This window comes from Halorhabdus rudnickae, from assembly GCF_900880625.1.
Taxonomy (GTDB): domain Archaea; phylum Halobacteriota; class Halobacteria; order Halobacteriales; family Haloarculaceae; genus Halorhabdus; species Halorhabdus rudnickae.
In genome coordinates this window covers 831,641-850,768 of the sequence record NZ_CAAHFB010000001.1, presented here as the reverse complement: position 1 = coordinate 850,768, position 19,128 = coordinate 831,641, and the positions used below count along the sequence as shown (strand labels likewise).

Sequence of the window (19,128 nt, the reverse complement as noted above, 5' to 3'; positions counted from 1 at the left end):
CCGAGCTAACGGGGCAAGGAACGTATACTTTGGCTCTCGGGCGATCTGCTCCCGGCGGCATACTTTTTTGATCCCGGCCCTTGTTTGAGTGATAATGTCTGTCAGTTTCGATTTCGAGGGGCAAACGGTGCTCGTCACCGGGGCCGGCGGCGCACTCGGTAGCGAGACAGTCGAGGCGTTTCACGCGGCCGGGGCGACTGTCCACGCCGCCGACGTGATCGCGCCCAGCGACGACGCGTACCGCCTCGATCCAGGCTCGGACGGGATCGAGACCCACGTGGCTGACTTCACCGACCCGGAAGCTGTTCGGATGACCGTCGCCGACGTGATCGAGGCCGACGGCCGTCTCGATGCCGTAGCGTCGATTGCGGGAACCTGGCGGGGCGGCGATCCTATCGAGGAAACCGATCCGAGTACGGTCTCTCTCCTGTTCGACGTGAACGTGTACACGGCGTTCCTCGCCGCGAAGTACTCCCTCCCGCACCTCCAGGAGTCGGAAGGCTCGATCGTGGCCGTCGCCTCCCAGTCGTCGCTTTCCGGTGGTGCGGGCGACGGTCCCTACCGGGCTAGCAAAGCTGCCGTGCGATTGCTCACCGAATCCATCGCCGCCGAAAACGCGGGTGTCGTCCGGGCGAACGCGATCCATCCGGACGTGATCGATACGCCGGCCAACCGCGAGATGATGCCCGATGCTGACTTCGCGGAGTGGGCCGCTCCCGCCGACATCGCCGACGTTATCCGGTTTCTCTGTACTGACGCCGCTGGGCCGATCACCGGCGGGTCGATCCCGATCGGCGGCGAGTCCTGAGCTGATTTCGAGATCGACGACGAATATTGCGCGAACTTCGAAGGCGAGGGGAGGTCCTGTGTCTATTTCGAGACTGACAACAAATATTAAAAGAAATTCGACATACTACGATAGATAATACGTATGTCAAACGAGATGATGGGTCCTTCACGGATATACACTTTCAGGCCTCGAATCATAGGAGAACTTACCGGATAACGGTTGACACATCCCGGTAAATATCGATGTTTTAATTGCGAGGGGTGTGAAACGATATCATCGCATGAGCACTGGTGAAGGCGTTCGTGAATCGTGGTCGACACGAATCGGATTCATCCTCGCGGCGGTCGGCAGTGCCGTCGGACTAGGTAACATCTGGCGGTTCCCCTTCCAGGTGGGTCAGGAGGGTGGCGCAGCGTTCCTCGTGATGTACCTGGCGTTCGTGTTGCTGATCGGGTTTCCGGCGATGCTCGTCGAGTTCGTCGTCGGGCGCAAGACGGGGCTGAACACGGTCGGAGCGATCCGGGAGTTCGCCGGGGGTGCCTGGAAGTACCTCGGGGGACTGTTCGTGTTCATCGGCTTCGTGATCCTGTCGTACTACAGCGTTGTCGGCGGGTGGGTAATGCGGTACATTGTCGGGAGTGTCACTGGCGGGTACGTCGGCCCCCCCGCGGCCGACGGAACGCCACAGGCCGCCCAGTACTTCGGTAAGATCGCGGTCGGATGGGACGCGCTACTCTTCCACGCGCTGTTCATGCTGGTCGTGATCGCCATCGTCGCACTGGGCGTCCAACGCGGCATCGAACTGGGTGTGAAAGTCATGGTCCCAGGGATCATCGCGATTTTCGCCGTACTCGCGATATACACGTTTACACTCTCTGGTGCGGCCGAAGCCTACAGCTACTACCTCACCCCGGATCTGGGGTACCTACTGGCTAACTGGCAAAGTATCGTTCCCGCCGCGGCGGGACAGGGCTTTTTCACACTCTCACTCGGGATGGGCGTGATGATTACCTACGCGTCGTACCTCTCGGAGGACGAGAACCTGGCGGTCGACGGGGGAAGCATCGTCGTGTTCAACACCGGGATCTCGATTCTGACGGGGCTAATCGTGTTCCCAATCCTGTTCTCGGCCGACGTTGATCCGGGTTCTCCCGGCGCGGGCGCAATCTTCGTCAGCGTTGCCGAGGCGCTCGGTAGTATTCCATTCGGAGCGGTCGTCGGTGTTCTGTTCTTCGGGACGGTCGCGATCGCCGCGCTCTCCTCGGCGATCAGCCTGATCGAGGTCGTCGTCTCCTACGCCATCGACGAACTCGGTGTCACTCGAATGACTGCGACGGCTGTCGTGGGTGGTGCGATCTTCTTCCTCGGGGCTCCGGTCACCTACGACACCGTCATGGTCGACCTCTATGACATCCTGGCAGCGAAAATCCTGCTCCTCAGCGGTGGTATTCTGTTGCTCGTTCTCGTCACGTGGATCCACGCCGATGAAGCCCTCGAGGAACTCAGCAAAGGTGTCGGTAGACTCGGATCCAACGGACAGGTCTGGTTGTGGATTGTGCGGGTGCCAGTCTTGATTGTCTTGATCGTCTCGCTTGTCCTCGGCGTTCTCGAATATATGGAATTCTTGACCGGCCCCTTCGCTGACTTCCTCAACTCCCTCTAATCGGTGTCCCTGTTCGTTCCCCGCTTTCGCCGCCGAAAAGTTACGTGTCAACCGGTTTTTCGAGGCACTACCGCACGTAATAGGGTTCGTCGCCACCGACGAGGCGTCCGAGATCCGCCTCGCGGCGATAATCCTGTTCTTGCAGTTCCGTCAGCGCGTCACTGAGCTTCCGGCTTTCATCCTCGCTCCACGTGTCCGGATCGGCGATCGGCATTACCAGCCACCCGCTGCCGATCACCTCCGTCGCGTGCAGTTTCTCCATGTCAATATCCGTCGTCGACCTGGTGGTCATGTTCTCGAATACCCACCGGGTCGCTCGCTCGCCCACAGGCAACAGCACATGCGCTGCAATCGCCCGCACCTCCGCCTCAGCGAAGGACTCATAGCGGGTGTAATCGGCTTCTGTCGGCGCACTGTCCGGGACACAGAGGTGCAGATACGAGAGGTACGTCGAGGCGACCGTCGGCGGGGTCCCCGCCTTCCGGAGTAGGTCTCCCCGGAGCAGTGCTCCCTGGAGTACCTCGGCACTCGGTGTCTCTGTGAACGGGGTTCCCGACGTGGTGCCGCCGTGGACGCCTGGATGGTTCCCGATCACGTGGAAGTCAGCCTCGACGTCGCCGAAGCCTGGCACGAACCGTTCACAATCCGGTCGGTACCCGAACGGGTTGGATTCGACATCTGCGACGTAGGTCACAGTATTGGCTCGGCCGCTCGACTGCAAGAACGTCTCGGTTCTGATCGGCGACGCGTTCCGTCCTCCAGCGCTCACCGCACGTCCACGTATCCCGGCAGATCGACTGGGACTGTGCCGTTCGTGTATGCCTGTGTCGAATTGCCTGGCTGCACTCTGAAAACCACCGCCGGTCGGTGGCCGACCGAGGGGCGCTCGGAGAGCAGTCGCCCCCACTCGCCGTCGTCGAACGAGGAACAGTCGACGAACAGTGTCACGCCACCGCCGTGAGCTTCGAGTTGCCCGGTCGTCTTGGTCTCGACGGTTTCGCGGATCGACCGAACGGCCGACCCCGCACTCCGGTCTCTGGGTGCCATCGGCCGGGTTACCTCCACTAGGTTGCCGGTCCCGTCCCGGTCGGCCCGGAAGTCGATAGCGTGGCCCGTCGTGACCTCGATCTCGGGGGTTACCTCGTACCCGGCGTCGACCAGTAGCTTCGCCACGGTAAACTCACTCATCGTCGCACTCATCCGCGTCAGATCGAGATGTTCGGCCGTCCCCAGTTTCGCCGCCATGACGTGGCGTTCCTCGAACGGTTCAGTCGCCAGAAACTCCTCGTAGAAGGACAGGCCCGCTTCCCTGGACGCGTCCGGGAACCCGGCCGCATACTCTCGGAAGAACTCCCTGGAAGTGTGTCTCCCGTCCTTCGAGAGCAACACCGGGAGAAAGAACCGCGAGATGGCAGGGTACTTGGCCAGCCAGGGTGCCTCCTCGTGCAACTGGGCAAGCAGTTCCTGCTCGGCCCACTGGGCGACCGGCGTCGGCACCTCCCTGAACGTGTACTTCTCGGTCCCCCAGAGCGCCCGCGGTGTCTCTGTGTTCCCGATCCAGAATCCGCCGTCGTCGTTCCAGGCGAACAGCGCGACGTCCCCGTTGTCCATCTCGAAGCGCCGAGCGTCGTACCCCTCCGGCTGGCGATACCACGGACTGGACATCGACGCACCGAGGTTCGCGTCGAGTGCGGCGTGGAGGTCCGAACGAACGCGACCGGCGGTCCAGCGTTCCGTCGAGCGCCGGAACCGGAGTGGTTTCGCCACACCGACAGGAACGGACGGCTGGGTGTTACGTGTTTCGCGTCGGCGAGTCCGGGCCGTCGATCACGTTCTCCGCCCGGTCGCGGTATCGACCAGTCGCTCCAGTGTCCCCTGCAGGTGTCCGTTCGTGGCGACGACTTCGTCGTCCATCGCTGGGGCCGACCGCCGTCGCACCGTCCCGCCGGCCTCCGTGACGAGCAACTCGCCGGCCGCGTAGTCCCACTCGTTGCTCGAGAGCACGACGTACCCGTCGGCGGTACCGCTGGCGACCTGACAGAGGTTCAGGGCTGTGCTCGCGGTTCGACGCAGTTTCACGCCCCGCTCGAGCAGCGTCGTCGCGACCGCGAGATCCCGGGCTCGCCGGGCCCCGTCGCGTTCGCTCACGCGGCAGTGGACCAGCGCGCCGGCGAGGTCGCCGTACTCGCTCACCCCGATCGGCTCCCCCTCGCCGTCGTCCGTGGCACAGTACGCCCCCTCGCCTGCCACGGCGTACCAGGTGCGACCCAGGGCAGCCTCGGGCGAGTGGACGACTCCGACGTGACTTTTCCCGTCGACCCGGAACGCGATCGAGACACAGAAGTACGGGAAGCCGGTGGCGAAGTTGGCCGTTCCGTCGATCGGATCGACGATCCACTCCCGGCCGGCGTCCTGCCGGTCGGCCGTCCCCGTCTCCTCGCCGACGATCCGGTCGTCGGGGAACTGTTCGGAGATCGCCGTCACGATCCGCTCTTGACACTCCCGGTCGACCGCCGTAACGATATCGTTGACGGCGCTCTTCTCGTCGGTCGCCGTTGCGGCACGGAACTCCGTGCCGGCCTCACTGTCGATCAGTTCACCTGCCGCTCTCGCCGCACGCCGGGCCACGGCGAGTTCCGCGTCGAAGTCCATACCCGCGTGTTCCTCCGGGCGGGGTTAGCACTGGCGGTTCGACCGTCCTCGGCTCGTCACTCTCGGCCCTCGATCGCCATCAGCACTGTGGCGAGGGCGCCGAAGACACCGAAGAACGCGGCCATCACTCCAAGCGTCGCGAAGACGACCCCACCGAGGAGTGGCGTCAGTCCATCGCCCGGGTTCGAGACGACCGTGCGGATCACCGACACACCGGAGACTACCAGCGGGATACCGATGCCGACCGGGATCGCGTACGGGACGGCCGCCGCTGCGATCTCCGAGGTTGGAGGGGGACCATCTGTCGGGCGGTCTGTCGCCATAGCCTGCGGTTTACGGGGTCTCCCTATCGGTCTTATGGTCCGGGTACGTGGCCTGTTCTTGGGGGACGGTCACCTGTTTACGGAACGAGCCAGCGATCGGAACTCGCCAAGGAGTTTCCGGCCTAAATCGCCGTGTCCCAGGACAGCAAGACTGTAGAGGGCCGCGCCGAGAACGAGCGCGCCGAGCAACCGGGCGAAGACGGCGATACCCAGAAAGCGGATCATCGTCCGGACGACGTTACCGACGAACAGCGTGAGGCTCGATCGAGTGAAGTCCATTGAATGGGCGTGCTAGTCGGGAATTTCGACGACACGGCTCCCTATATGCTTCGAGACAGCGATCGCCCGACGGATCGGTCAGGCTGATCGATCTGTGACGGCCCGCCCCGTCCGTGACAACACTCATTGTCGGTCGACGTTCACGTGCCAGTATGGCAAGTGCGGCGCTGACCGAGCCCCAGGTTCTCGCGCGAACGAAGGACGGGCTCTTCCCGGCTGAGGACGAGGACACCTACGTCGTCGCCGACACGCAGTTCGCTCAGGACCGCTGGCTGGACGACCGGCCGATCGATCCGGCGGTCAAGTCGACGCTCGCGCCGTTCAACCACGTCGCCGTGGGATCGGGATATCCCGATCTGGTCGGCGTGAGTCACCTCGGTGAAGACGTCCTGGCTGTCGACCGCCTGGGCGAGCGAGCGCCGCTGGTGGCCATCGAGGCGAAGGGCCAGATCGCCGACGGTGGCGTCGACGTCGAGCGAGGCGTGATTCAGGCCTACGACCGGCTACACGAGGCCAACGTTGCGTTCGTGACTGCGCCCGCCGACGCGATCGGACAATCGGCCCGGACGCTGGCGAGTGAACTCAACGTCGGCGTTCTCGGCGTCGACGATGGTGGTGAAATCACCACTCTCGAGCGCCCTCGCGTCGTCGGGAACCGCACGGCCCCAGAGGCAACGGCCATTCGCTTCCAGGCCAGCGCACGGGGAGTCGCCGAGAAGAGCTTTGGCCTCAACCACCCGAAGAACTACCTCGCCGTCCCGCTGGCCGTAACTCATGAAGGGGACACGCGAGGACTGATCGAGTCCCACGTCGTCGGTGCCGTCGACGACGCGCTCCGTGGCGCGGTCTTTCTGGGCCTGATCGAGGAACGCGGGACGTCCCACCGTCTGACGCCCCTCGGCTCGGAAGTCGTCCGGTTCGCGCTCCGGGAGTACCGGACGCTCGATGCCGCGATCACCACCTTCGAGGGCTGGCAGGGTTCCCGGAGACGGTTCGTCGACGTCGCCCCGAAGTGGGGCGCACTCACCCGCCGGGTCGTGTTCGACTATCCTGCCACGCAACTGCTCGTCGAGGAACTCCAGACGATGCACGACGACGGGATCTCCTCGCCCTCGCTGGTCGAACTCGTCGAGTGGCTCCACGCACAGCACCCGACGTTTACCGTTGAGCTGTTCGTTCGCGGCGACGATGACGTTCGAAGTCGCGTCCTCACCGCCGACGGAGATCTCAGGACGGACGCGCTCGAGGACGGCACCGCCTACCACGCCCCGACGGTGTTCCAGCTCAAGGCGATGCTCTACCACGCCGGCGTGCTGACCGAACGCGGGGCCGAACCCTCCCGGCTCGATCCCCGGACCGACGAGTGGCGACTGCGACAGCCACTCCCTGCCTATCGGTGACGCGCGAATGCAACCCCAATTCCCGACTGGAGTCGGCACGCTCCCCGAACACTGACGTGGCCGGCGGGCCTGCCGTCGGGCATGACGTTCAGCATCTGCGTCCGTGAACGCTACCTGGACGAACACGGCGACGAGCAGACGCGCTTCGGCGTGGCGGTGACGACCCGACTTGCCGGCGTCGGCACGCTGTGCCCGTTCGCCAGCGAGAACGGCGCCGTCGCTACCCAGAGCGTCGTCAACGTCGAACTCGGACGGAAAGGGATCGCCTATCTCGACGACGGGCTCGCCGTCGAGGACGCCCTGGAGGCACTCCTGAACGCCGACGAGGAGCGCTCCCAGCGACAACTACACGGCGTCGACGCGGACGGGGAGTTCGCCTTCTCCGGCGAGGACTGCAAGCCCTGGTACGGGGACATCGTCGGGGAGAACTACACCGTCGCCGGGAACCTGCTCACCGGGGAGTCGGTGATCGAGGCCACGGCCCAGACCTACGAGGACAGTGCGCCGTCGCTCGACCCCGCCGACGACGTCGACCGACCGCTGGCCGAACGGTTGATCGACGCGCTGGCGGCCGGGCACAGTGAAGGCGGCGACAAACGCGAGGAGCTGCCTGTACACAGTGCAGCGCTGCTCGTCCGGTCGACCGAGGATCCCGCGATGGATCCCTACTACAACGATCTCCGTGTGGATGCGACTGAGGCGCCGATTGTGGATCTCCAGGCGACCTTCGAGCAAGCCGAGCGGAGTTTCGAAATGGCGCTGGAACGCTACGAGGAGGTGTACGAGGACGACAGCACCACTGGCGAGTGATCGATACCTGTCGACGCACACAGTGCTCACTGTCGTTCGCACAGAACAGCGGGCGCGAGGGGATTTGAACCACGCGACCACGGTCGCCTCGTTTCTCTCGGCGCTGCGTGTTCTCTACTTCAAATCCCCGCGCCGCTTCGCTCCTCACGTCCGTTCGTCGCAGAAGCGGGCGCGAGGGGATTTGAACCCCTGACATCTTGGTCCGGAACCAAGAACTCTGTCCACTGAGCTACGCGCCCTCACGTGATCGTTTTCCAGGGACGGATAAAACGGTTGTGAACTCTGGCGGGTCAAAGCGTTCACGCTCTCGATCGTGAACGAAGCCGGATCAGGGCGTTTCGCTGGTCTCGATCGTGAAGTCGCTCGTCGGGTAGGCCGTACAGGTCAGGCAGTATCCCTTCTCCAACTCTTCGTCGCTCAGGGTGTCGTTGTTGGAGTGACGGAGGAACTCGTTTGCGTCCCCGTCTTCGACGTGGCCGCCACAGGAGAGACACTGCCCCTGCCGGCAGGAATACGGCAGGTCCCAGTCTTCGTCCTCGCCAGCCTCGAGGATCGTTTCGTTGCTGGCTACCTCGATTGTCTCACCCTCCTTGGCGTACTCGATCTCGTAGTGCTCGACTTCGTCTTCAGGGATCGCCTCGGGATCGAAGCCCGCTGTTTCCTCGTTCTCCTCGCCTTCAGCGAGTTCGCCTTCGCTTCCCTCGGCCGGTAGGGCGGCCCCGCCACCGCCGATCGATCGGTTCATCGGCTCCGGGAAATCCGTCTCTGGGACCGCTGTCGCACGGCGTTCGAGCAACTCCGCGGAGATGTCTTCGGTGGGTTCCCAACCCGTCCCACTGACGTAGTGCAAGAGGACGGCCACGATCGTGAACCCGGCGCCGAGAACGACGCCAAGTGTTTGAACCATGTTGTCGGCGCGTACGGAACATAGGTTTAATTAGCTGTTGTTTGTCCCAATTCGTCCCGGTAGACGGTGCGTCCGTCGAGCGTTATCGTACGATCGTCTACGTTGGGTTCGACGTATGACGAAAGGCTACTGATTAGTTCGTTTCTACAGTTTCGGCGGTGGCAGTCCACTGGGCGCGCCCTGGCAGCGGCGAGATCGCTGTCGAAACGGCCCTCGGTCGCTCTGTCGGGGACAGGATTTCGACGAATGTCGGACTCAAAATATATCCCAGAGTAGGCCGAGACACCAGACGGAGGATCATACATGTCCACACCGATCGCAGGGGTAGGGATGACGAAGTTCGGCGAAATGCCCGACCGGACGGGTCGGGACCTCTTTTCGGAGGCTGGCGAGACCGCCATCGAGGACGCAGGAATCGATCGCGAGGAGATAGACGCCCTCTATCTCGGCAACTTCATGGGCGAACTCTCCGAGCGCCAGGGTCACATGGGCCCGCTGATGGCCAAGATGCTGGGGCTCGATGTGCCCGCGACGCGCGTTGAGAGTGCCTGTGCATCCGGCGGCATGGCCGTCCGACAAGGAATCCACGCCATCCGCGCGGGGTCGGCCGATGTCGTCCTTGTCGGCGGTGTCGAGCGGATGCACAACATGGGGACAACCGGGGCAACCGGCGGCCTCTCGGTCGCTGCCGACGACCTCTGGGAGATCAAGCAGGGGATCACGTTCCCCGGCGCGTACGCCCTGATGGCACAGCGGTACTTCGCTACTCACGGTGGCGACCGCGAGGATCTCGCTCACGTCGCGGTCAAAAACCACGCCAACGCCGCGAACAACCCGCTGGCGCAGTATCAGTCGGAGATCAGCATCGAAAAGGTACTGGACGCTTTCCCGGTCGCCGATCCGCTCGGTCTGTTCGACGCCAGCCCGATCACTGACGGTGCGGCCGCGGCAATCCTCGTCAGTGAGGAGTACGCCGCCGAGCACGAACTGGACGTGCCGGTCTCGATCGTCGGCACTGGTCAGGGGACCGACGACCTCGCGTTACAGCATCGCGAGTCGCTGACCTGGACGCCTGCAACGGCCGACGCCGCCGAGGAGGCCTACGCCGACGCCGGGATCACGGCCGAAGATGTCGACTTCCTCGAAGTCCACGACTGCTTTACGATCGCCGAAGTCCTCGCGCTTGAGGGTCTCGGTCTCTACGAGCGCGGCGAGGCGATCACTGCCGCCCGCGAGGGCGAGACGACCGCCGACGGCGAATTGCCGGTCAACCTCTCGGGCGGCCTGAAGGCCAAGGGACACCCGGTCGGTGCGACGGGACTCGCCCAGATCAGCGAGATGACGAAGCTGTTCCGTGGTGATCACGTCAACAGTGACGCCGTTTCGGACGCCGAAGTTGGACTGACGCACAATGCGGGCGGAACGGTTGCCTCTGCTGTCGTTCACGTTCTGGAGGTGGAACAATGAGCGACGACGAGGTTCGAGACGACGGGTACGACGACTTCATGGACGCCCTAGCGGAGGGCGAACCCTACTACGTCGAGTGTGCGAACGGGCACGCCTCGCTACCACCGCGTCGACTCTGTCCCGAGTGTGCCAGCGAGGATCTCGATGAGGCATCGCTCCCGGAGACCGGCGAACTGCTGACGTACAACGTCACGCACGTCCCGACGCCAGCCTTCGAGGACGACGTCCCCTTCGTGCTGGGGATCGCCGAGTTCGGTGACGTGCGCTTAACCGGACAGGTCCGGGCCGATAGCGAGGACGTCGAGGTCGGCGAGAGCGTCTCGATCGGGACTGACGTCAGCGAGACCAACGGCGAGCGATACATCGCCTTCGACCTCGCCTGACGCAGGTCACGGTTCCCTTTTCGTTCGCGTGCATACTTCGCCGCGGTTTTCTTCGCGCCGTCCGTCCTGGTCGCATGGACGATCGCATCAGGGAGCACGCCGAGGTTCTGGTCGACTGGAGTGCGCGAGTCGAGTCGGGGGACGATGTCGTGCTGTCGGTCGACGAGGGTGCACACGAACTGGCCGTGGCTGTCGCCGAGGCGCTCGGGGAACGCGGCGCAAACCTGGTCAGCGTCTACCACTCCGCCGAGATCCAACGCGCGTATCTCCGTGCCCACGACAGCGACTTCGCTGACGATCCCGAGTTCGAGCGCGCACTCTACGACAACGCGGACGCAGTTCTCGTTCTGAAGGGAACCCGAAACACGGCCGGAACGGCTGACGTCCCCGACGACCGCCAGCAGACGTTCGCCCGGGCCAGGGAGGGAGTCCGCGAAGCCAGGCTGGCGACCGACTGGGTCAAGACCCTTCACCCGACCCGTGCGCTTGCCCAGCAGGCCGGGATGGCTTTCGAGGAGTACCGCGACTTCGTCTACGACGCCACGCTCCGGGACTGGGAATCGCTGGCTACGGAGATGGATCGCCTGAAGACAATTCTCGACGACGGAAGCGAGGTTCACATCGACGCGCCAGGGACGGATCTCACGCTCTCGATCGAGAACCGGACGGCGGTCAACAGCGCCGCGTCGGTTGACTATGACTCGCACAACTTACCGAGCGGCGAGGTCTTTACCGCTCCCGCTGGCGTCGAGGGTGAGGTTACGTTCGATGTCCCCATGACGGTCCGGGGCACGACGCTGCGAGACGTTCATCTCGTCTTCGAGGACGGCGAGGTCGTCGAGCACGAAGCGGCCGCAGGCGAGGAGACGGTCGAAGCGTTGCTGTCGACCGATGATGGTGCTCGTCGACTCGGTGAACTCGGGGTCGGGATGAATCGCGGGATCGACCGCTACACCGACAACATCCTCTTCGACGAGAAGATGGCCGAGACCGTTCACCTGGCGCTGGGACGGGCCTACGATGCCTGCCTGCCGGACGGGGAAGCCGGCAACGAGAGCGCGATCCACGTCGATCTGATCGCGGACATGAGCGAGGACACGACACTGTCGGTCGACGGGGAAGTCATTCAACGAGACGGCGTCTTCCGGTGGGAAGACGGGGTTTAATCGTCGGCAGTGTACGCGCCGCTGCGATATTCGATCCGGTGGACTTCGCGAACGGATTGCTCGCAGTCGAGCACGCAGGCGAGGCGGTACTGTCCGACGCGAAGTTTGCTGAATGGACCCCCTGTCAGCGGTTCGAGGAAGTCGTCGGGATCACGCCACGTCGAATCGACGACCTCATCGAGTTTCGAGACGATTCGATCCTGAACGTGTGAGTCGAGGTTGTCGAACTGATCGGCAGCTTGCGGTGTAAACGCTCAGTTCCAGCCACCGTCACTCGGTATCGTCTCCCTGCCCCATCATCGCACGCACCTCGTCTCGCGAGACGAGTTCCGCCTCTCCTGATCGTAGGTCGTGTTCGCTCGCCGCAATCTGTTTCCATCCCTCCCGGGAGAACGCCGGATGTTTCACCGCGTCACGAGTGGCGTACCGGAGGAACTCGCTCCGGGAGTTGAACCCTTCCTCCTTCCAGGTCGCGTCGATGTCCGCAAGGAACGCCTCACTAAGTCGAAGGTTGATCTGTACCGTCTCCGGTTCGTCGTCGCCGGCATCGGAGCTTGCTTTAGACATATACATATGCTTTACGCTGGTATATGGCAAGTCTTCTGCACACGCCGACAGTTGGTGCTGAAAGCAACAGTAGCAAAGTCAGCCAGCGAAACGACGATTCCGAGGAGAAGGGTTGGTTTTAGTCGTCGGCGCTGGTCGGATCTGCCCCGGCGTCGGGAACCTGGATCGACGGCGTCGGCAGGTCAGGCACTTCCTGCACCCCACCAGTCGCTGCACTGGTCGCCAGCGCGGCGAAGCGCTCCAGATTGCCAGTCGCGTCGAGTTCCGGCGGTTCCCACTCGGCGGCACGTTCACGCAGTTCGTCGTCCGAGACATCTAGGGACAGCACGCCCTCGTCCACGTCGATCCGGATGGTGTCGCCCTCCTCGACGAGTGCGATCGGCCCGCCAGCAGCGGCCTCGGGACTGGCGTGGCCGATCGCCGCCCCGCGGGTTCCGCCGGAGAAGCGCCCGTCGGTCAGCAGTGCGACTTCGCCCGAGAGACGCGGCGAGCCGCTGATCTTCGAGGTCGGTTCGAGCATCTCGGGCATCCCGGGACCGCCCTTCGGCCCCTCGTAGCGAATGACGACGAAGTCGCCGGGTTCGATCGCCCCATCGTCGTAGGCCTCGAGCATGGCCTGCTGGGACTCGAAGACGCGCGCCCGGCCTTCGAACTGGTGCATGTCTTCGTCCATCGCGCCGGATTTGACGACCGCACCCTCTGGCGCGAGATTACCCCGCAGAACCGACAGCCCACCTTCCTCGTGGACTGGGTCGTCCCGTGGCTGGATGACCTCACTTGGTTCGTCGCCCGCTTCCATCCGCTCGCCGATGGTTTTCTCGTCGACAGTGGGACGGTCGAGATGCAAGAGATCGTCGATGCGCTGATAGAGAGCAGGGAGACCGCCGTCGTCCCGGAGGTGTTCCATCCGCCAGGGGCCGGCGGGACTCATGTGCGCGAGATGGGGCGTCCGCTCGGCGATCTCCTCGAAGTCGGTGAGCGTGATGTCGAGGCCGGCTTCCTGAGCGATGGCGGGGATGTGCAGCATGGTGTTGGTCGAGCCCCCCAAAGCCAGGTCGACGGCGACAGCGTTCTCGAAGGCCTCCCGAGTCAGAAAATCGGAGGGTCGAACGTCCTTCTGGACGAGATCGAGGATCTGTCGGCCGCTTTCGCGGGCGATCTCGAACTTCCGGTCGTCGGTCGCGCCGTGGGTCGCACACTCCGTCCAGGAGAGCCCGAGCGTTTCCGTGACGCAGGCCATCGTGTTCGCGGTGAACATCCCGGCACACGAGCCCTCGCCCGGACAGGCCGAGCATTCGAGTTGGTAGAGTTCCTCGTCGGACATCTCCCCTTCTTCGTACTGGCTGACGCCCTCGAAGACCGTCACGAGGTCGGCGGGTTCGTCCTCGAACTCCCCGGCGGCCATGTGCCCGCCGGTGACGACGATCGCCGGGATGTCCAGCCGAGCGATCGCCATGAGCATTCCGGGGACGATCTTATCACACGAGGCAAGCGCGACGATCCCGTCGAACTGGTGGGCGTTGGCCATGAGTTCGACGGAGTCGGCGATGACCTCTCGAGAGGGCAGCGAGGAGCGCATGCCCTCGTGGCCCATCGCGATGCCGTCGTCGACGGCGATGGTGTTGAACTCCAGTGGGGTGCCGCCGGCATCGCGGACCCCCTCTTTGACGTGTTCGGCAAGTTCATCAAGGTGGACGTGGCCGGGGACGATCTCGTTCCAGGAGTTGGCGATCCCGATGTGCGGGTTGTGGATCTCCTCGTCGCTCAGTCCCGCGGCACGAAACAGCGACCGGTGGGGCGCGCGGTCGGCCCCCTCGGTGACCTCCGCGCTCCGGAGGCCCTCTTTTGGTGCATCGGCCATTGCTACCGCTATATCGGTCACCTCGGCGGGTGTAGGTTTCGGTTCAGTCCTCCCCCTGGTCCCGTCGGTGTCTGTGTTCTTAGATCGGTTTCACATCTGAATTCGTCTGGGCGGTTGCTGGAGTTATTCTCCCGAACTGAGGAGACTCTATGAACGAAAAATGCTTTTATTCATAGGTTCAAAAACGTGTTGATGGCGGGAACAATCCACCGATCCGTCGACCGTGCTCAGGGCGGACTTATCGCTCGATATTTTCCAGGGGCTCCGATCAACTCGACTGACGAGGATCTCAGACAGTTCAAGGACCAATCCCCGCGGGAAATCCATCCCGAGACAGTCGAACCAGCAACGTTGTCCTTCGGGGAGTCAAGCGGACGTTTCCGGACGAGACGGACGCCGTTCCGGTTCCCGTCGCCGATGACGACCACTCAGTGCAATGCAGAAGTCAGCGGTCAACGATGGACGCGACCGGCTGCTGGCGATTCGAAGATGGCAGTCGTGATGCTCCATGGTGCCTTGGCGAGTGGATTCTGGGCCGAACGAGTCCTGGCCGGACCGCTCCTGGATGCCGGCGCAGACGTGTTCGTGATGGCCCATCCGTATCACATGGAACGCGCTCCCCCGGAATCCGACTATTCGGGCCAGTACCTGCTTTCGGGAGACATCCCACGGATGATCGAGGGTGTCCTCCAGGCGGCAGCTGACACGCGGGCGTTGATCGGCGCGCTCCGCGAGCAGGGATATGAGCACATTGGATTGAGTGGGATCAGCCTTGGTGGCAACATCGCTGCTCAGACGCTTGCGCTCGCCGACGTTGATAGAGCCGTTCTAACGATTCCCGGTGTCGACTTATTCGAAACAATGTGTGAATCTCCGATGAAATCTCTCGTTCACGACGCGGCCATCGAGCATGGATTTACCGAGAACCGTCTCAGACAGGCGTTCGAGGTCATCACACCGATCGAATTCGATGATCTCGCCACCGACCCGGACGACGTTCTGGCACTGTATGGGCGGTACGACGAGATTGCACCGTCGGGTCCTGTTCGACGACTATCGAAGAAGTGGGGATTCCAGACGCAGGCGTTCGACGCCGGGCATCGAACGATCGCCCTGAACATGCTCACCCTGCGAACGTCCACCACCAGCTGGCTACTGGGGGTATCATGAGTCCGTTTACCGAGGATGACCGCGATCGGATTCGTGAGGGGTTGATCGAAGCTGGCCGAGACCGCTTCACCCGGTACGGACTCCAGAAGACGACGATCGGGGAACTCACCGACGACGTGGGCATCGCCCAGGGGACATTCTATCAATTCTTCGACTCCAAGGCGGAACTCTATCTAGCCGTCATCGAACGCGAGGGCGAGCGGGTATTCGACCCACTTGTCGAGGACACGCTTGGTGCTCACGAGGATCCGGAACGCGCTATCGAAGCGTTTCTTCGGGGCATGTTCGAAGCGATCGAGACGAACGAACTCGCCCGCTCGCTGCTCGCCCAAGACGAATACGCCCTGCTCCACCGAAAACTCCCACCGGAGGCGATTGAGGATCGCCGAACGAGCAGCGTTGAGCGGTTGCTCCCGTATATCGACCAGTGCCAAGAGCAAGGATTACTCTCGGGGCAGAATCCGGAAGCTATTGCGGACGCGATTCGATCGATCGCGTTCCTGGCACTCCATCGCGAAGAGATCGGCGAGAACTACGAGGCCGCTCGGGATGTCTTGATCCGGAGTGTCGCCGTCGGTTTGACCCGGAGAGACCAGTCGTGATCGTCCTCGAAGACTCGATCGAGATCAGTGCGTCGCCGACGGACATGTTTGCCTTCGCCGCGAACTTGGACGACAATTACCTGCTCATGTCCGACGATCACATCCATTTCGAATCGCTAACCGGCGATCCCGTCACCGAGGACTCAGTGTTCTGCCAGTACGAGTGGTTCGGTGACCGGCTCATCGGTGGCAAATATCGGGTGAAGACGGTCGTTCCGAACCGTCAGCTGGTGTACGAGGTGGCGTTTCCGCGGTCAATCCTTGGCGGTCGACTTCGATTTTTGATCGAACCGACTGAGACGGGTATCGTGTTGACCGAACGTCTCGAACTCGGGCGGTCGATTCCTGCTGTTAGCCCGGTCGTCGAATGGTTTTTCACTACCATTCTGGGTTCGATGATGGATAGTCTTCGGGAGCATCAACGTGACGGACTGCAAAACATCAAACAGGCACTCGAAACTGATTCATTCAGTCGGTAATATTGTCAGATATCAATCACGTACAACTGGATCAAGTGGTGACGATCACTCGAACCGATCGCGTTCGATGCTAGCGACCTCCTCACCGTACGCATCGACGAGTGTCCCGATTGTGTCGCCCAGCGCACGCATACATTCCCGGTTGGAGTGAAAGCCCAACTTCCGAGCGATAGTTTCGCAGGATTGCCCCTGAAGGGTTTTTCTCACCAGCAAGCGCTCCTGGCGGGCTGACAGGAGCGACCGCTCCCCGGCGTCGACGAGGTACCGGAGCGCCAGGCGAGCGAACGCGTCCGGCGCGGTGTCGTACAGCCCCGCGCCGTGAGGCGAGCCGGCGAGCACGCGCCACTCGAAATCACTGAGATCGAATTCGGGTGGCTCATCGATCGATCGGAGGACGGCCCGGACGATGTCCGGATCCAGATCCGCGAGTGGGTCCGAGAGCATGCCCTCGATCCGATCGAGTAACCATGTCGTGTGACGATCGAGCAGGGTCCGACCGTTCGGCGATGTCGCCTTGAGCATGATCGCCGAGTGTTCGCCGCTCCGCTCGTTGCGTGAGGTCGACAGGTGGACCGAGCGGTAGCTGTTCTCCCGCCAGAAGTCGACGAGTGGTGGCGTCGCGCCGTAGCCGGTTCCGAGCCAGTCAACGTCGTCGCCGAATTCTTCGGCAATTTCAGCGAGTAGACGCGATCCCAGTCCCCGGTCTCTGACAGCGTGGTGTGTGGCAATCCGCATGACGCGCTCGCCGACCGGGATGCCGGCCGCCTCGTCGCGCAACTGGCTCGTCAGTACGTCGGGGATCATGTTGCCTGCGATGCGACCACCTTCGTAGGCGTCGGCGCGGATGTCGGCCGGGAGATCGCCTTCGCGGGCCAGCAACGCGACCGTGACAACGTGGCCCTCGTAAGTGAGTAGCCGCACAGTGACGTTCGGCGCGTCGAGCAGCCGAGCGAGGTCGGACGGCTCTGTGCGGTAGTGGGCGACAACGAGCAAGCCAAAGACTTCCCGGAGAAGGTGCTCGTCCTCAAGCAGGGCCGCTGAGTCGAGCCGTCGATAGGTCACGCACCCTGGTGTCGCATCGGCGATCAGTTGATCGGTCGCGGGCGTTGCATCGAGTAACAGCGCCCGAAACAGCCAGACTTCGACCGGATCGCCTGCGGCGTAGCGGATCGGCTCGTCTATCGTCCGCTCGGTCACTTCGAAGTCGGACTCGACTAGGCGGTCGCGAAAGCGGACTTCGAAGGCCCGGCCAGTCCCCTCGTAGCCCCGGACGGTCGTCGTGAACGCGACACCCGGGGCGTCCAGACACGTCAAAAGCACGTCAACGGGAAGAGCGGCCGCCTCGTCGACGATCAGTACATCTGCACTCTCGGCCCGGTCGGCTGCCACGGTTGGCCGAGCAAAGCGGACCGAGCCGTCCCCGATCCGGATCGGCAGGTCGCCGTCCGTTCCCGTGGCCGAATCGCGATCGGCGCCATCTCCCCGTTCTCTATCGAGATCACCCTGAAGCTCACGGGCCCGTTCGAGAAGTTCCGCGGCGTTTCGACGCTCGGGGGCTGTCACGAGCACGTTTCGCCCAGCGGCGGCGAGACTTCCGGCGGCGAGTCCGGCGGCGCTCGATTTGCCCCGGCCACGGTCGGCCTCGACGACGACCGCCCGCCCCGGTTCCCGAAGTGACTCGAAAGCGCATAACGCCTCGACCTGGTCGCTTGTCCGACACCGTCGATAGGCTGCCGCGGGAAACACACAATCGTCCGGCGTCGACGGTCCCGTCTTTGTGAGTCGGGGAACCGGCTCGGTCAACCCGTCTCTCTCGACGGTCCCTGTGTCGGTGTCGACGATCGCGATGCCCGGATGCGCCCGGAGTGTCGCGACCACACGCCGTCGGAAGTGCCCGGTCACGTCCTCGATTTCGAAGGGCGGAACCGCGAGTGTCCCGTCAAAGCCGTCGCGTCGATCCGGCCACACATCGAGGGGCGGCGTCAACAGAATCCCCAATCCGCCACCTGCAATGGCCCCCACGACGTGGGCGAGTACATCAGGATCGAATCGCTCACTCGCATCGTAGACGATCCCGTCGCGGGTCTGGCCCAGCAAGGTATCGCTATGGGAGGGTTTAATCCGCTCACATCCAAGCAACGCGTCCTGACTAAGCAGCGTGATATCTTGACTATCGAGCGCAGCCTCCTCCACGATGCTCCGCAAGGCTTGCTCATGAGAATCCGACTCGCCCGCCAATATGATGAGTCGGCGCTCGTTGGTTCGTCGGGCTTCGGCCCGAAGCCTGCGTCCGATCGAATCCGCCATCGTCTGTGCGTAGACCGGGTGATGCCTTGGGTGTGCCGGATTTCTCATTTATGTCGCTCCAATAGGTTTATATTTGGAGATCATGGATTATTGACCACTACCTTTTATCATGGTTGATAATGGGTGGCGGGTGTTTTATTTACTAAGCGAGAAGTCCATTCTAATTGATGTACTATGGCAGAGCATACGCAATTCCAGCCTACGAACGTATTAGATTGTGAGACTGTCCTGGATGTTATCAGCCTCCCGGCGCTAGTCCTTAACAGGGACGGGGAAGTTGTTAACTGGAATAGGCATATCGC

Annotated in this window: 19 protein-coding genes, 1 tRNA gene and 1 pseudogene; 10 read left to right on the top strand and 11 right to left on the bottom strand. The window is 63.0% G+C overall.

The window, feature by feature from the left end:
* Positions 1-94: 94 nt before the first annotated feature.
* Positions 95-808 carry an SDR family oxidoreductase gene (locus tag BN2694_RS04220; RefSeq protein ID WP_135662903.1) on the top strand — a complete coding sequence of 238 codons (714 nt, stop codon included), beginning with the start codon at positions 95-97 and terminating at the stop codon, positions 806-808.
* 262 nt (positions 809-1,070) lie between these two features.
* Positions 1,071-2,453, top strand: a complete 1,383-nt coding sequence (locus tag BN2694_RS04215; protein ID WP_135662900.1) for a sodium-dependent transporter — start codon at positions 1,071-1,073, stop codon at positions 2,451-2,453.
* Positions 2,454-2,520: 67 nt separating this feature from the next.
* Here the strand turns inward: BN2694_RS04215 and BN2694_RS04210 are convergent, their stop codons facing one another.
* The 5 genes from BN2694_RS04210 to BN2694_RS04190 all read right to left on the bottom strand — a co-directional run bounded on the left by BN2694_RS04210 (position 2,521) and on the right by BN2694_RS04190 (position 5,707).
* Positions 2,521-3,147 carry a uracil-DNA glycosylase family protein gene (locus tag BN2694_RS04210; RefSeq protein WP_167879959.1) on the bottom strand — a complete coding sequence of 209 codons (627 nt, stop codon included), beginning with the start codon at positions 3,145-3,147 and terminating at the stop codon, positions 2,521-2,523.
* Positions 3,148-3,218: 71 nt separating this feature from the next.
* Positions 3,219-4,220: a DUF5784 family protein gene (locus BN2694_RS04205; protein WP_135662898.1), complete on the bottom strand. Its 1,002-nt coding sequence runs from the start codon at positions 4,218-4,220 to the stop codon at positions 3,219-3,221.
* Positions 4,221-4,280: 60 nt separating this feature from the next.
* Entirely contained in the window at positions 4,281-5,105 is an 825-nt protein-coding gene (locus BN2694_RS04200) for an inositol monophosphatase family protein (protein WP_135662896.1), read from the bottom strand.
* 56 nt (positions 5,106-5,161) lie between these two features.
* Positions 5,162-5,428: a hypothetical protein gene (locus BN2694_RS04195; RefSeq protein ID WP_135662894.1), complete on the bottom strand. Its 267-nt coding sequence runs from the start codon at positions 5,426-5,428 to the stop codon at positions 5,162-5,164.
* Positions 5,429-5,497: 69 nt separating this feature from the next.
* Complete coding sequence (locus BN2694_RS04190; RefSeq protein WP_135662892.1) at positions 5,498-5,707, bottom strand: hypothetical protein; 210 nt, start codon at positions 5,705-5,707, stop codon at positions 5,498-5,500.
* Between the two features lie 152 nt (positions 5,708-5,859).
* Between BN2694_RS04190 and BN2694_RS04185 the strand changes: the two genes are divergently transcribed.
* Entirely contained in the window at positions 5,860-7,107 is a 1,248-nt protein-coding gene (locus BN2694_RS04185; RefSeq protein ID WP_135662890.1) for a hypothetical protein, read from the top strand.
* A gap of 81 nt (positions 7,108-7,188) precedes the next feature.
* A complete protein-coding gene (locus BN2694_RS04180; protein WP_135662888.1) occupies positions 7,189-7,917 on the top strand; it encodes a DUF1028 domain-containing protein in 729 nt (242 codons plus the stop codon).
* A gap of 166 nt (positions 7,918-8,083) precedes the next feature.
* Here BN2694_RS04180 and BN2694_RS04175 read toward each other — a convergent pair.
* Positions 8,084-8,156: transfer RNA gene (locus BN2694_RS04175), tRNA-Arg, on the bottom strand.
* Positions 8,157-8,245: 89 nt separating this feature from the next.
* Positions 8,246-8,824: a 2Fe-2S iron-sulfur cluster-binding protein gene (locus BN2694_RS04170; RefSeq protein WP_135662886.1), complete on the bottom strand. Its 579-nt coding sequence runs from the start codon at positions 8,822-8,824 to the stop codon at positions 8,246-8,248.
* 303 nt (positions 8,825-9,127) lie between these two features.
* Here BN2694_RS04170 and BN2694_RS04165 point away from each other — a divergent pair, with 303 nt between their 5' ends.
* The 3 genes from BN2694_RS04165 to BN2694_RS04155 all read left to right on the top strand — a co-directional run bounded on the left by BN2694_RS04165 (position 9,128) and on the right by BN2694_RS04155 (position 11,840).
* Entirely contained in the window at positions 9,128-10,291 is a 1,164-nt protein-coding gene (locus BN2694_RS04165) for a thiolase domain-containing protein (RefSeq protein ID WP_135662884.1), read from the top strand.
* Positions 10,288-10,674 carry a Zn-ribbon domain-containing OB-fold protein gene (locus tag BN2694_RS04160; protein ID WP_135662882.1) on the top strand — a complete coding sequence of 129 codons (387 nt, stop codon included), beginning with the start codon at positions 10,288-10,290 and terminating at the stop codon, positions 10,672-10,674. The genes BN2694_RS04165 and BN2694_RS04160 overlap by 4 nt, the downstream gene beginning before the upstream one ends.
* 74 nt (positions 10,675-10,748) lie before the next feature.
* Positions 10,749-11,840, top strand: a complete 1,092-nt coding sequence (locus BN2694_RS04155) for an aminopeptidase (RefSeq protein WP_135662880.1) — start codon at positions 10,749-10,751, stop codon at positions 11,838-11,840.
* Here the strand turns inward: BN2694_RS04155 and BN2694_RS17585 are convergent.
* The 3 genes and pseudogenes from BN2694_RS17585 to ilvD all read right to left on the bottom strand — a co-directional run.
* A pseudogene (locus BN2694_RS17585) lies at positions 11,837-12,091 on the bottom strand (type II toxin-antitoxin system RelE family toxin); the annotation flags it as partial. The gene BN2694_RS04155 and the pseudogene BN2694_RS17585 sit on opposite strands and share 4 nt — an antisense overlap.
* Positions 12,092-12,110: 19 nt before the next feature.
* Positions 12,111-12,407, bottom strand: coding sequence for a ribbon-helix-helix domain-containing protein (locus tag BN2694_RS04145; RefSeq protein WP_135662878.1), 297 nt, complete (start codon positions 12,405-12,407; stop codon positions 12,111-12,113).
* Between the two features lie 118 nt (positions 12,408-12,525).
* Positions 12,526-14,268 carry a dihydroxy-acid dehydratase gene (ilvD, locus tag BN2694_RS04140; protein ID WP_135662875.1) on the bottom strand — a complete coding sequence of 581 codons (1,743 nt, stop codon included), beginning with the start codon at positions 14,266-14,268 and terminating at the stop codon, positions 12,526-12,528.
* A 192-nt stretch (positions 14,269-14,460) separates the two neighbouring features.
* Here ilvD and BN2694_RS04135 point away from each other — a divergent pair, with 192 nt between their 5' ends.
* From BN2694_RS04135 to BN2694_RS04125, 3 genes are read left to right on the top strand one after another with little or no spacing between them, the layout of a single operon-like run.
* Positions 14,461-15,438, top strand: coding sequence for an alpha/beta hydrolase (locus BN2694_RS04135; protein WP_135662873.1), 978 nt, complete (start codon positions 14,461-14,463; stop codon positions 15,436-15,438).
* Complete coding sequence (locus tag BN2694_RS04130; protein ID WP_135662871.1) at positions 15,435-16,040, top strand: TetR/AcrR family transcriptional regulator; 606 nt, start codon at positions 15,435-15,437, stop codon at positions 16,038-16,040. Before BN2694_RS04135 ends, BN2694_RS04130 begins: the two co-directional genes overlap by 4 nt.
* Positions 16,037-16,519, top strand: a complete 483-nt coding sequence (locus tag BN2694_RS04125) for an SRPBCC family protein (protein ID WP_135662869.1) — start codon at positions 16,037-16,039, stop codon at positions 16,517-16,519. Before BN2694_RS04130 ends, BN2694_RS04125 begins: the two co-directional genes overlap by 4 nt.
* A 45-nt stretch (positions 16,520-16,564) precedes the next feature.
* On the opposite strand, the gene tmcA is transcribed toward BN2694_RS04125, so the two are convergent.
* Positions 16,565-18,826, bottom strand: coding sequence for a tRNA(Met) cytidine acetyltransferase TmcA (gene tmcA, locus BN2694_RS04120; RefSeq protein ID WP_135662867.1), 2,262 nt, complete (start codon positions 18,824-18,826; stop codon positions 16,565-16,567).
* Between the last annotated feature and the right edge of the window lie 302 nt (positions 18,827-19,128).